Source organism: Rhizobium sp. RM (assembly GCF_013390595.1).
Taxonomy (GTDB): Bacteria; Pseudomonadota; Alphaproteobacteria; order Rhizobiales; family Rhizobiaceae; genus Agrobacterium.
The window spans coordinates 749,339-761,793 of record NZ_JACAWV010000008.1 but is presented as its reverse complement, the minus strand read 5'-3'; the positions used below and the strand labels follow the sequence as shown (position 1 = coordinate 761,793).

11 protein-coding genes are annotated in these 12,455 nt (G+C 58.2%); 4 read left to right on the top strand and 7 right to left on the bottom strand.

Going from position 1 to position 12,455, the window contains the following annotated elements; genetic code table 11:
- Nucleotides 1-106: 106 nt before the first annotated feature.
- Complete coding sequence (locus HWX89_RS12625) at nucleotides 107-1,732, bottom strand: cisplatin damage response ATP-dependent DNA ligase (RefSeq protein ID WP_138794804.1); 1,626 nt, start codon at nucleotides 1,730-1,732, stop codon at nucleotides 107-109.
- Between the two features lie 3 nt (nucleotides 1,733-1,735).
- Entirely contained in the window at nucleotides 1,736-2,746 is a 1,011-nt protein-coding gene (locus HWX89_RS12620) for a ligase-associated DNA damage response exonuclease (RefSeq protein WP_178340747.1), read from the bottom strand.
- Between the two features lie 163 nt (nucleotides 2,747-2,909).
- Between HWX89_RS12620 and HWX89_RS12615 the strand changes: the two genes are divergently transcribed.
- Nucleotides 2,910-3,716 (top strand): GGDEF domain-containing protein, encoded by an 807-nt coding sequence (locus HWX89_RS12615; protein WP_178340727.1) that lies wholly within the window; start codon nucleotides 2,910-2,912, stop codon nucleotides 3,714-3,716.
- Here the strand turns inward: HWX89_RS12615 and HWX89_RS12610 are convergent.
- Nucleotides 3,685-5,193 carry an MDR family MFS transporter gene (locus HWX89_RS12610; RefSeq protein ID WP_178340726.1) on the bottom strand — a complete coding sequence of 503 codons (1,509 nt, stop codon included), beginning with the start codon at nucleotides 5,191-5,193 and terminating at the stop codon, nucleotides 3,685-3,687. The two genes, HWX89_RS12615 and HWX89_RS12610, sit on opposite strands and share 32 nt — an antisense overlap.
- A gap of 133 nt (nucleotides 5,194-5,326) precedes the next feature.
- Between HWX89_RS12610 and HWX89_RS12605 the strand changes: the two genes are divergently transcribed.
- Nucleotides 5,327-5,842 carry a MarR family winged helix-turn-helix transcriptional regulator gene (locus HWX89_RS12605; protein WP_138794802.1) on the top strand — a complete coding sequence of 172 codons (516 nt, stop codon included), beginning with the start codon at nucleotides 5,327-5,329 and terminating at the stop codon, nucleotides 5,840-5,842.
- An 81-nt stretch (nucleotides 5,843-5,923) separates the two neighbouring features.
- A complete protein-coding gene (locus HWX89_RS12600; protein WP_138794801.1) occupies nucleotides 5,924-6,583 on the top strand; it encodes a glutathione S-transferase family protein in 660 nt (219 codons plus the stop codon).
- 54 nt (nucleotides 6,584-6,637) lie between these two features.
- On the opposite strand, the gene HWX89_RS12595 is transcribed toward HWX89_RS12600, so the two are convergent.
- Nucleotides 6,638-7,258 (bottom strand): glutathione S-transferase family protein, encoded by a 621-nt coding sequence (locus HWX89_RS12595; RefSeq protein ID WP_138794800.1) that lies wholly within the window; start codon nucleotides 7,256-7,258, stop codon nucleotides 6,638-6,640.
- A 139-nt stretch (nucleotides 7,259-7,397) separates the two neighbouring features.
- Entirely contained in the window at nucleotides 7,398-8,396 is a 999-nt protein-coding gene (locus tag HWX89_RS12590) for an asparaginase (protein ID WP_138794799.1), read from the bottom strand.
- 73 nt (nucleotides 8,397-8,469) lie between these two features.
- On the opposite strand from HWX89_RS12590, the gene HWX89_RS12585 reads away from it, so the two are divergent.
- A complete protein-coding gene (locus tag HWX89_RS12585; RefSeq protein ID WP_178340725.1) occupies nucleotides 8,470-9,219 on the top strand; it encodes a DUF3750 domain-containing protein in 750 nt (249 codons plus the stop codon).
- On the opposite strand, the gene HWX89_RS12580 is transcribed toward HWX89_RS12585, so the two are convergent.
- Both HWX89_RS12580 and betA read right to left on the bottom strand, forming a co-directional pair.
- Entirely contained in the window at nucleotides 9,216-10,559 is a 1,344-nt protein-coding gene (locus HWX89_RS12580) for a chloride channel protein (protein WP_178340724.1), read from the bottom strand. The two genes, HWX89_RS12585 and HWX89_RS12580, sit on opposite strands and share 4 nt — an antisense overlap.
- A 179-nt stretch (nucleotides 10,560-10,738) precedes the next feature.
- The gene (betA, locus tag HWX89_RS12575; protein ID WP_138794797.1) at nucleotides 10,739-12,391 is read right to left on the bottom strand and encodes a choline dehydrogenase; all 1,653 of its coding nucleotides are present in this window, start codon (nucleotides 12,389-12,391) and stop codon (nucleotides 10,739-10,741) included.
- Nucleotides 12,392-12,455 lie beyond the last annotated feature (64 nt).

Below are 12,455 nucleotides of genomic sequence, written 5' to 3'. Positions count from 1 at the left end.
AGATACAGTTCAACACTGCCAAGGATGAGTGTCCAATCACGGATTCGCGAATGACAACAACAGTATATTCGCAGCCATCATGGCAATTTCTGGACTGCCGTTGAGACTATGCCTCACGCTCGTCGATCATCGCAACCAGCGTCGACAGACGATCGGCTTCAGACGGCAATTTGTCCGCACGCAATCTCGCAATGCGCGGAAAACGCATCGCGACGCCGGACTTGTGGCGTGTGGAGCGGTTGATGCCTTCGAAGGCAACTTCCAGCACAAAACCAAAATCAGGCGTTGCCCGTACGGCTCGGACGGGGCCGAAACGTTCGACAGTGTTGTCGCGCACGAACTTGTCCAGCACTTCCAGTTCCGCATCGGTAAAACCAAAATAGGCCTTGCCAACGGGAACGAGCTGTTCTCCGTCCTCACCTTCCGCCCAGACACCGAAGGTGAAATCCGAATAGTAGCTCGAGCGTTTTCCATGGCCGCGCTGCGCATACATCATCACAGCATCGACATTGTAGGGGTCGCGTTTCCATTTGAACCACGGCCCCTTGGCGCGTCCGGCCTGATAGGTGCTGTCCCGGCGCTTTATCATCACGCCTTCGATCACCGGATCGGGCGGGGTGGCGCGCATGCGATCGAGCTCGTCCCAAGTCGAAAACGCAACCAGTGGCGACAGATCAAAACGGTCATGTGGGGCATGCCCGATGATCTCCGCCAGCCGGTTCCTTCGCTCGATGTAACTGTCGGCGCGGATATCCTTCTCACCATCGAACAACAGGTCATAAGCACGGATGAATGCTGGATAGTCTTCCAGCATGCGCGTTGTCACGGTTTTTCGGTTCAATCGCTGCTGCAGATCGGAAAACGTCCGGGTGGTGGCGTTGGAGCGGGCCGTTCCGCCAATCAGCAATTCACCGTCCATTACTCCGTCAAACTCGATGGCACCAAGAATATCGGGAAACGCCGCGGAAATATCATCGCCAGACCGGGAGTAGAGCTTTCGCGTTTCGCCGGAACGAGAAAGCTGGACACGAATACCATCCCATTTCCATTCGGCGGCATAGTCAGCAGGATCGAGGGCCTCCAGATCGCCATCAGCGACCGGCGTTGCCAACATGACCGAGTGGAAGATCGCCGGCGTGGCCAGCACGGGACGCCCCGCCCTGCCCTCCAGCCATGCAAAGAGCGCCGTATAGGGAGGCGTCATGCCATGCCAGAGCGTTTCAATGTCAGTAATGTCTCTTCCCGCAAAATCCGCCAAGGCCTGCCTCGCCAGACGCGCCGAAACGCCAATGCGGAGGCTGCCAGTCGCCAGTTTGAGAAATGCAAAACGAGATGATGTATCGAGACGGTCGAGCAGATCACGCACGGCGGAGCGCACTTCCGTGCGGCCGAGAGAGTTCATCAACGCGACGACATCGCCCAGACGCGGGTCTTCTGCCTCGCCATCTTCCGCGCCGCCAATGTTGCCCCACACCAGAGAAATCGTTTCGGCGAGATCACCGACGTAATCGTAGGAGTAGCGGAACAGAACCTCGTCCATGCGTTCCAGCACCAGTTCGCGCAGCATGGCGGGTTTGACGCTTTTGAGATCGAGCGTACCGGCAATCGCCGCCAGGCCGTATCCCCGGTCGGGATCAGGCGTATCGCGGAAATAATCGGTCAGAAGCTTCAGCTTGCCATTGCGCGAGGGCGTCAGCACCAATCGGTCGAGAAGTGTGGCGAAGGCTTTCATCGCTCAATCCCCCTCGTCTTCGTAACCGACAAGATGCAGCGGCTTGGCGGCAATGCCCTGCAATTCACACCAGCGCACCAACGCCTCTTCGCGGCCGTGCGTGACCCAGACGGCCTGCGGCGCGATTTCGCGGATTGTCTCCAACAGTTCAGGCCAATCGCAATGATCCGAAATAACCAGAGGCAGCTCAACACCACCCTGTTTGGCTCGTTGCCGCACCATCATCCAGCCGGAGGCAAAGGCGATCAGCGGTTCGTTGAACCGGCGTGCCCAACGTTCCTGGAAGGCCGATGGCGGGCCGACGACAATCGCCCCTTTGAAAGCGGCTGGGTCGCTTTTTTCAAGCGTCGCGGGGCGCAGATCACCCAGTTCAATCCCTTGTGACACGTAATAGTCGCAGAGCCTGGCAAGCGCACCATGAATATAGATCGGCTGCGCGTATCCGCAGTCACGCAACAGCCGGATGACGCGTTGAGCCTTGCCGAGCGAATAGGCGCCGACGAGATGGGTGCGTTCCGGAAACTGCCGGATGGAGGTCAACAGCTTGTCGATCTCAACCTTAGGATCGGGATGGTGGAAAACCGGCAAACCAAATGTCGCCTCCGTGATGAAAACATCACAAGGCACCATCTCGAAAGACGCACAGGTTGGGTCAACACCGCGTTTATAGTCACCGGAGGCAACGATCCGCATTCCCTGATGTTCGACGGAAATCTGCGCCGACCCGAGAACATGGCCGGCCGGGTGAAATCCGACTGTGACGCCGTTGACATCGACCGTCTCACCAAACGCGACCGGCTGCTCAGTCGCGCAAAACTCACCTCCGTAGCGAATACGCATGATGTCGAGCGTCTGAGGCGTTGCCAGCACCGCACCATGACCGGCACGCGCATGATCGGAGTGACCATGGGTGACTAGCGCCCGCGGCACCGGCCGAACGGGATCGATGTAAAAATCTCCAGCCGGACAATACAGTCCCTTCGGGGTAGAGTTCAGCAACTGTTCAGGCTTCATAGGCATTTGATACGGCCGCAGGTGAATTTCTAAAGTAATCGAAAGCTTGCGAACTGCAAACGCGGAAGGTGCTTGTAAATTTCCCTGCCTGTGGCTTAATTATTTTCATTGGCATAAATAGTATTTCACGACCGTCATGCGTGATATCTGGAAAAAAGTTCTTTTGCGCTCGTTCGTCGCCGCCCTGGTGTCGATAGCTGCGTCCCTGGCCATCTGCTTCACGATCGTTCCGATAACGGGTGGCAGCCTAGATGGTGTCGGGCTGATCATGGCGACGGTTTGCCCGCTGGTCATCGCCTGGCCGGCAAGCGCCCTCCAATTCTATCAGTACGAACGTTTGCGGGAGACGCGTCTGGCGCTGGCTGAATCACACCGCAAACTGGAAACGATGCATGGAGAATTGAAGCAGGCGCATGAGGCACTGGCCTTTACGGCCAGCCGCGATGCGATGACAGGCGCCCTCAACCGTGAAAATTTCATGCTGGCTTTGAAAGATGCCAGATGCAGAACCGGAACGGTGCTTTTCATCGACGCCGACCATTTCAAGACCATCAACGACACGTTCGGCCACCTGACCGGCGACGAGGCGCTCAAATCCATTGCTGACCGGATCAACGCATGTATCCGAGGTGAGGACTTCTTCGGCCGGTTGGGCGGCGAAGAGTTTGCTGTTTTTCTCCACGGAGTGCATGAAAACCACAAGGTTCTCGCCATTGCGCAGCGCATCTGCGATGAGGTATCGGCCGTTGAGATGATGACTGCTGACGGGGCTGTCGTACCACTCAGCATCAGCATCGGGACTGCAAGCTTTACCCGCAGCCGTGACATGGATCGGTTGTGCAAAGAGGCAGACAACCAGCTTTACGAAGCAAAACGACGCGGTCGAAACCGCGTCGTGGTTGGTGGCAATATCGATGTTGGCGTGGCCAATGCCGAGATTACTTCTGCTGATCTGGCGCCGGGAGCCTAACGGGCTTTAACATCAGCGCTGCAGCAAGTCCGATCGCCGCCGTTATGGCCGCAGCAAAGAACAACGGGGTGAAGGCGTGCGAATAAAGGGATGCAACAGCACTTTGCGAGGCAGCCGGCAGTTCGGCCAACATCTTCGGTGTCAATTCCTCGATCTTGCCAATGCCCGGGATGTCTACCGCCACGCCCTTGAGGCTTGATGTGATGATCGCGCCGTAAACCGAAATCGCGATCGCGGCACCGCCCATACGCGTCAGCGTAACCGCACCACTGGCTGCCCCGATATCAGCCTTCGGCGCCGAATTCTGCACACCGATGATCGGCGCCTGCTGACCGAGCCCGACAGCAAATCCCTGCACGAGCATCAACATGGCGATCAGCGAAAGCGGTGTTCCGGCGTGAACCTGCGAAAAGCACAGCATGGCGATGAGATTGAGCGTCAATCCCGCCACAGAAAACGGCTTGTAGACGCCGGTGATCGAAATCAGCCGACCTGCCGAAAGGGCGCCCACGACAATGCCACCTGTAACAGCAATGAAGAACAATCCGGCATGAGAAGGAGAGAGGCCAGTCGTGGTCTGCAGGAATAGCGCGTAATAGTTCACCATGCCGATGCCGATACCGCCACTGGTCAGCGACACAATCATCAGCAGCGGAAATGTCGAATCCTTGAAAAGTCGTAGCGGCACCACCGGTTCAGGTGCACGGCGCTCCACCTGCACCCACAGGAATGCGGCGATGACAGCGAAGGCGACGATGCCGAGGCTCGGACCTGCAAAAAGTGAACCAAACAATTCACTGCTATCTGCCCAGAACACGACGCTTGCGATCGTCGCGGCGAGCAGAACTGCACCGAGATAGTCGATCTTCGGTTGGCGTTGCGGACGCCGATAGGGCAGCATGAGAGCCAGGCCGGCAATGACGATCAAACCCAATGGCAGGTTGATCAGGAAGATCGAACGCCATCCGAACAGATCGCTCATCGTTCCACCCAGGATCGGTCCGACGCTGCCGGACGCCATGATCGTCAGGCTAGAATAGCTCTGATATCGGGCTCTTTCGCGTGGTTCGAAAAGATCCGCATTGACGGAGAAAATCGACACCATGATGCCGCCACCGCCCAGACCTTGCAGAACACGGGCGGCGATCAGCGAGTTCATCGACCATGCAAGGCCGCAGGCAAGCGATCCCAGGGTGAATATCACCACGGCCGCGATCATCACGTATTTACGTCCGAACAGATCACCAAGCTTGCCGTAGATCGGCATGACCGCGCTTGTCGCCAGAAGATAGGCCGAACCGATCCAAGCGAAGCGCTCCAGCGCACCAAACTCACCGACGATGGTCGGCAAGGCAGTGGAGACGATCTGGTTATCGAGTGTCGCCATGAACATGGCGAGCATCAGGAACAGGAAAACAACGAGCCGGCGTCGATGGTCCGACACAAGCGGCGCCACAGGGGCGGTAGACATGTCCATGGAAATATCTCTACGATTTTGCTGCGGCAATTTGTGTGCTATCAGCACATATATGTCAATAGCAAGGTTTTGACTTCCGTGCTACTAGCTATAAATGTGATCTGAAACTGACGTGGAAAGGATGTGGTCGAGCGTGGCGAAGGACGAAGACTGGAACGAGGACATGCCCGAAAACATCATCCGTATCGGCAACACGATGACGCGCATGCGCATCATGATTGGACGACGCATGATCGGACGCATGGCGCTTGCCAAGTTCGCCCCCGGTCTCGAACTCTCGCATATCGACGTACTGGATATTCTCAAGCGCGCGCAAGGTGAAGTGACCGTCGGCTCGATTGCCGAGGGCATGCGTATCGACCCATCACGCGGCAGTCGGGTCGTGGCTGACATGGTTGGTCGTGGCCTGCTGAAACGCGCTGTTTCACAAGAGGATGCCCGCCGCAGCATCATCGAAATAACACCGATGGGTAGGAGCCTGCTGCAAGAGATGCGCAATACCAAGATGGGTATCGTGAAGGACGTCATGGACGGCTGGTCGGAAGAGGATATCGATTCTTTCGCCCGCCTGTTCGACAAATTCATAGGCCGTTTCGAAAGCCGTCTCTCCCCCGACGCCGAGGCGTCCACAGATCAGAAAAAATCATAATCCACGATGCTTTCGACAACTTCACTTTAGGTTGCGGAGCCCCTAACTTGCCGCCATCGAAAAGGTAAAAGGGTTACTTCGATGTTGACGATCTACGGTGTCTACCGCTCGCGTGCGACACGCACGCTCTGGCTCGCAGGCGAACTGGGCATAGAGTTCAAACATGTGCCGGTCATACAAGCACGCCGCCTCTCTGACCCGCTGGCTGCCGATGCACCACTCAACACGTTGTCTCCATCTTTTCTCGCGATCAATCCGATGGGCACCATTCCGTGCATAGAGGATGACGGCATGGTTCTCTATGAATCCATGGCCATCAATCTCTATCTCGCGCGCAAATATGGTGGGCCGCTTGCGCCCGCCGATCTGAAGGAAGACGCGGCCATGTTGCAGTGGTCATTCTTCGCGGCCACCGAGATCGAAAGCAATTCTCTGAAGATTTCTTCCGCAATCGCAGAAGGCCTCGGCGACAGCGATTCCGGCAAGGCCGTCATCGATGTTGCCGGACGTTTGCTGAAACGCCCCTTCCGCGTGCTGGAGCAGCATCTTTCCCAACATGATTATCTGGTTGGCAACCGCTTTACCGTGGCAGACCTCAACGCCGCCGAGATCGTGCGTTACGCACAGGGACATGCCCGTCTGTTCGAAGCGCATCCGGCGCTAAAAGCATGGCTGGAACGCTGCCAGGACCGTACCGCCTTCAAGGCCATGTGGGATTCACGTTCGGCCGAAGCGGCCTAACATATCAGCCTTTAGTTGCCGTTACCCCGCCGGGGTAACGGCGCCAAAACAATTTCACGCCTTCTCGGCGACCAGAACTTTCTGAACAGCAGGCCTTGCGCTCATGCGCTTGAAATGGTCGTGCACCCTCGGAAAACGGGCTATGTCCACACCGTCACTTTCCAGCCAGCCCGACATCACGAACAGGTAGGGATCAGCGACCGAATAGGCCGTCCCGAGAACCCAGGGCCCATGCAACAGGCCTTTCTCGATCAACTCAAAACACTCGGTCATGGTCTGCGGTACTTTGGCCTTCATGTCGGCAAAGGAGGATTCTTCATTTGCCCAGCGGCTACCGCGCCGTCCATGAGCGTGGGCGACATGTACGGTGGATGAAATAAAGGCATTGAACGACTGCATGCGTGCGAATTCAAAGGGGTCATCCAGCGGCGCAAGCTTCTTTTCCGGTGCCATCTGGGCGATGAAAGCCAGGATGGCAGGCGTCTCGGTCAACACGCCACTTGCCGTTACGAGTGCGGGAACACGGCCTTTTGGATTGATGGTCAGGAACGCTTCGGAGCGTTGTTCGCCTTCGGCGAAATTGACGCGCTGCGCCTTATAAGGCAGTCCCGATTCTTCAAGCACGATATGGCTGGCGCGCGAGCAGGAGCCGGGAGAGAAAAACAATGTGAACATGGATGGGCGACCTCCGGACAATGAAGACGCTCGCCGCGCGAACTGAGGCGAACGTATGTGTGCGGGTGACTTTCGAGCGGCCACCTCACACAGATCGGAGGATCATCAAGCTTCAACCAGCTTGCGTCAATATACTCTCTCAGAGACCAACGACGCGGATATCGCCAACGTGGATTCCATTCCAGTTGCGCATCGAGCGGTTTGCCATGGCGAGCAGAGCCAGCTGTTCGGCACTGTCGTTTTCGAACTGTTTTGCCAGAAGGGCTGCGATCATCGCTTCGGCGGCACGCGTCGTGCCATCCTCACATTTGACGACCATGGCAATGCCCTTTTGCGGCATTGTTGCTACGAAGACACCTTCTGCGCCCGTCTTGGCGAAAATCTGTCCGGGCGCAATCTGCATCAGTTTTGTGCAGGCGCGGCCGGTTCCGGCAACATAAAACGGTTCCGCCATGCAGGCATCCATCAGGCGGCGAGACGCTGCGGCGCGTCCGGCTTCAAGTCCACTGCCCGTCGCCATCTTTGCAAAGCCATGTGCCAGCCCCTTCAGCGGAACCGCATAGGTCGGAATTGAACAACCGTCGACGCCACAATTGTCTTCACCCAATGTGGCACCCGTCAAACTTTCCATGGTGGCGCGGATCTCGCGCTGCAGTGGATGATCGTAACCGACATAGCCCTTCGGATCGGCTCCGGTATGGCAGCAGGTGCAGATGAAACCGGAGTGTTTGCCAGAACAATTGTTATGAAGCGCCGTCGGCTTATCCAGCGTACGAGCCTGGTGGATGATCGTTTTCTGATCAGACGACCAATGCGCTCCGCATTCCAGCGTTTCGACGTCCCGTCCGGCTTTCGCAAGCATGCTGGCCGCAAGCGCCACATGTTCATCCTCCCCGGAGTGAGAGGAACAGGCAAGCGCCAGTTCACGGTCGCCAAAGCCATAAGCGTCTGCCGCACCGCTTTCCACCAGAGGCAACGCCTGCATGGCCTTGCAGGCCGAACGCGGGAAAACGCCACGATCGACATCACCAGCGGAGAACAGAACGTCACCGTCGCCATCCACGACAATAGCCAGGCCGTGATGGCGGCTTTCGACGAGATTGCCACGCGTGACTTCGACGGTAACGGAATTGTTCATTTTCCAAGCCTCAAAAAATCCGGAATCTATCTCGCTGATACCGCAATTGATTTTCCGATGCACGGGGCTGAACGTGAAATTTGCAAAACGTCTTCTCTTGACAATTGCCGTCATCTACCTCCTGCCAGCGCTGGCCTCTGCCGGCCTATGGGCCATGAAAGACCATCCGCAGGGATGGAGCAAAGCGCGGTGGTCTTCTTCCGGTACTCTTCCCGACGCGAAAGCCGACAGGGAAGCGGCGGTCTATGTGTTTTCTGCGATGACGGGCGGGTTCAAGGGTTCGGTCGCCAGCCACGCGTGGATCGTGCTGAAAAAACCGGGAGCGAATTCCTACGATCGTTACGACAAGGTCGGATGGGGCACTCCGATCCGGCACAACAACTACGCAGCCGACGCCTACTGGTACTCAAACATGCCTCGGCAGGTGGTGGCGATCCACGGCAAAGCTGCGGAAGACCTGATCCCAAAAATCGAGCAGGCGATTGCCGACTATCCCTATGGCAAGCCGGGTGGCTATCGCATCTACCCAGGCCCCAACTCGAACACCTTTGTCGCCCACGTGTTGCGGAGCGTTCCAGAGCTTGGCGTCGTCCTGCCGCCTGACGCCGTGGGCCGCGATTACCTGCCGAATGGCGAATTTGTCCATGTTGCCGATGACTGGAAGGATGGAAGCGTCTCACTCGGCGGATTGTTCGGCATCTCGGCAGGCGTGCGAAGCGGCTTCGAGGTGAACTTCCTTGGCCTGGTCGCCGGCATCGATTTTGCCAGACCCGGCATCAAGGTTCCGGGGCTCGGTTACTTCGGCGTCGCCGCCGATGGTTAAGTCTCGGCAGTCCGTGCGGCCCGTTTCGCACGGATGCTCTGGGCGATGAAGACGCGCGAAAGGCCGTGATAGAGCGGTTCGCGGGACACGAGACGCGAGGTGACATATCCCAGCATCGCCGCAGCCATGATCGGTATCACCCCTTCATGGTTGCCGGTCATTTCGAGGATGATGACGAAAGCTGTCATCGGCGCCTGCACGACGCCGGCAAAATACCCGGCCATCCCGACGATTGCGCCAAGGCCTATGCTCGTTCCGAGCAGGGCGGCAATCGTACTGCCAAAACCGGCTCCGACGGAGAGCGAGGGTGCGAAGATACCGCCTGGAATACCAGACATCATGGCAAGAAATGTCGCCGCCAGCTTTTCGATGAAGAAGAACGCAGGCGCCGCTTCGCCTTCGATCGCCGCACAGGCCTGCTCATAGCCCGTACCAAATGTCGCCCCGCCAGTGGCAATGCCGATCATGGCGGACGCCAGACCGCAGATCGCGGCGGCCGTGAGCATGCGCTTCAAGGGCATGGCCTGTGCCCAGCGGCGGATACGTTGTGATATCCGCAGGGCGCCGGCGCTGAACAGCGCTCCGAGAGCGCCGCCACCGATGCCGCAGACCAGAACGAGAGCCCAGTCTCTTGCCGTTTCAGCCAGGACGGAACTCGTTCCGAAATAGGTGTAGCTACCCACCAGCCCGAGAGATGCAAGACCCGAGAGGATGACGGCGGTCAGGACAAGGCCGTTGGCGCGGGACTCATAGGTGCGGCTCATCTCTTCAATAGCAAAGACAATCCCCGCCAGCGGCGTATTAAAGGCTGCTGCAATACCCGCCGCCGAGCCGGCAAGGATCAATCCCCTCGCCTGCGCCATTCCACCCCAACGCGCCGCCTGCAACATGATCGAGGCGCCAACCTGGACCGTCGGGCCCTCGCGCCCGATCGATGCACCGGAAAGCAGCCCCGCGACCGTTAGCACGATCTTGCCGAACGCAAGTTTGAGTGACAGCAACCGCGACCGGTCTTCATCATCCCGCAAATGTCGTGCGGCGATCGCCTGGGGAATCCCGCTACCGCCAGCGTTCGGAAAGACCGTGAAGGCAAGCCAGGCGCAAAGCGTGAAACCGAGTGGCGTGATGAGAAGCGGCAGAAGAAACGCCCATTCGCCAGACGATGTCGCGGCAAAGAACAGGTGCTGGGCGCGGTCTGCCAACCAGGCAAAGCCCACACTGATCACACCGACCGCCAAAGCCCCAAACCAGAAAACCGCCCGAGGTTTCCACACTCGCCAGGAGCCCCAGACAACGCGGGAACGGCGGAGCATTTTCATCTTCTTGTAGTCGACAGGCATGGCGGTCCAGATCGGAGTTTTGGCAAATGTCAGGCGGGAAGGCCTGTTTATCTGCCTCTGCGGCAGGGATTGCAAGGTTCCATTTGCCACGCCACGCGATACGGCACAGCCCTGAACCGCATCACCATATTCCCGGCGGGCTCTGCAAAGGGGCCAATCCGCCGGCGGTCATGGCATATTTACCGATCGCTGATGGCCCCGCGTGGGTTGATCCACGGTTCCTGGTTGGAGCGCGGTAATGGCTGCTTGCCAAGGATATGGTCAGCCGCCTTTTCGCCGGTCATGATCGACGGGCCGTTGAGGTTTCCGTAGGTCACATGCGGGAAAATGGAGCTGTCCGCCACGCGCAATCCGTCAACGCCGATCACCCGGCATTCCGGATCAACAACCGCCATAGGATCGTCGCGATCGCCCATTCGACACGTTCCGCAGGGATGGTAGGCGCTTTCGAGGTGTTCGCGCAGGAAGGCATCGATTTCCGCATCGGACTGCACCTTTTCGCCCGGCTGGATCTCCGGACCACGAAACTCGTCAAACGCCGTCTGGCTGAAGATTTCGCGTGTGAGACGCACGCAGTGGCGGAATTTTTCCCAGTCTTCCGGGTGGCTCATGTAATTGAATTGAATGACGGGGTCGTCCTTCGGATCGGAAGAGCGAAGGGTGACGTTACCCCGCGATTTCGACAGGTTGTAGCCGACATGCACCTGGAAACCATGGCTCTTTGCCGCCGCCTTGCCGTCATAGGAAATTGCGACCGGCAGGAAATGGAACTGGATATCCGGCTGTTTCAAGCCGGCTGCCGACCGCAGGAATGCGCAAGCCTCAAACTGGTTTGACGCGCCAAGTCCGCCTTTCGACAGCAACCACTGCGCCCCTGCGACGCCCTGCCAGAACCAGGGCAGCCACGAATACAGGGAGACCGGCTTCAGCGATACCTGCTGGAAATAGAACTCCATATGGTCCTGAAGATTGGCGCCGACACCTGGCCTGTCCACCTTTACCTCAACGCCCATGTCCCGCAGGTGGTCCGCCGGTCCGATGCCAGACAGCATCAAGAGCTTGGGCGAGTTGAACGACGAGGCCGAGACGACAACTTCGCGGGTCGCCATGATGGTTTCCACCACGCCCTTGCGCTCGATCTCGACACCCGTTGCACGGCCGTTTTCAATAACGATCTTGCGGGCAAAGCCATTGACCAAGGTCACATTGCCACGTTTCAGCGCCGGCCTCAGATAGGCGTTGGCGGCAGACCAGCGGCGACCGTCGTGGATCGTCTGCTCCATCAAGCCAAAGCCTTCCTGCTTGGAGCCGTTATAGTCGTCCGTCAGCTCGAAACCGGCCTGCGAACCGGCCTGAATGAACGCATGGAAAAGTGGATTTTTGACCGGTCCCCGCTGCACATGCAGCGGACCATCCGTGCCGCGCCAGCCCTCTTCGCCGCCGTGGCTGTGCTCCATGCGCTTGAAGTATGGCAGGACATCCGCATAGGCCCAGCCCTTTGCACCGAGTTCCTCCCAGCGATTGAAGTCCTCCGCATGGCCTCGCACATAGACGAGACCGTTGATCGACGAAGAGCCGCCGATGACCTTGCCGCGTGGCGCGGTAATACGGCGATTATTGAGGTTCGGCTCCGGTTCGGACAGGTAACCCCAATTGTACCGCTTCATGCTCATCGGCCATGCCAGAGCCGCAGGCATCTGGATGAAGGGGCCGAAATCCGACCCACCCGCTTCGATCACGATGACGGAATAGCGACCATCTTCCGACAGACGATAGGCCATGGCGGAGCCTGCCGAACCCGAACCAACGATAACGAAATCTGCCTGCTGCATCTCTTTTGCTTTCAAATATGCTGCCGAGGGTTCGCGGCGCGCGTACACTCCCTTAGCACGGGAG

Excerpts from the sequence above, each read along its gene's own strand:
- HWX89_RS12625 (WP_138794804.1), bottom strand. The coding sequence starts at position 1,732 with ATGAAAGCCTTCGCCACACTTCTCGACCGATTGGTGCTGACGCCCTCG.
- HWX89_RS12620 (WP_178340747.1), bottom strand. The coding sequence starts at position 2,746 with ATGAAGCCTGAACAGTTGCTGAACTCTACCCCGAAGGGACTGTATTGT.
- HWX89_RS12610 (WP_178340726.1), bottom strand. The coding sequence starts at position 5,193 with ATGGACATGTCTACCGCCCCTGTGGCGCCGCTTGTGTCGGACCATCGA.
- HWX89_RS12600 (WP_138794801.1), top strand. The coding sequence starts at position 5,924 with ATGTTGACGATCTACGGTGTCTACCGCTCGCGTGCGACACGCACGCTC.
- HWX89_RS12595 (WP_138794800.1), bottom strand. The coding sequence starts at position 7,258 with ATGTTCACATTGTTTTTCTCTCCCGGCTCCTGCTCGCGCGCCAGCCAT.
- HWX89_RS12590 (WP_138794799.1), bottom strand. The coding sequence starts at position 8,396 with ATGAACAATTCCGTTACCGTCGAAGTCACGCGTGGCAATCTCGTCGAA.
- HWX89_RS12580 (WP_178340724.1), bottom strand. The coding sequence starts at position 10,559 with ATGCCTGTCGACTACAAGAAGATGAAAATGCTCCGCCGTTCCCGCGTT.
- betA (WP_138794797.1), bottom strand. The coding sequence starts at position 12,391 with ATGCAGCAGGCAGATTTCGTTATCGTTGGTTCGGGTTCGGCAGGCTCC.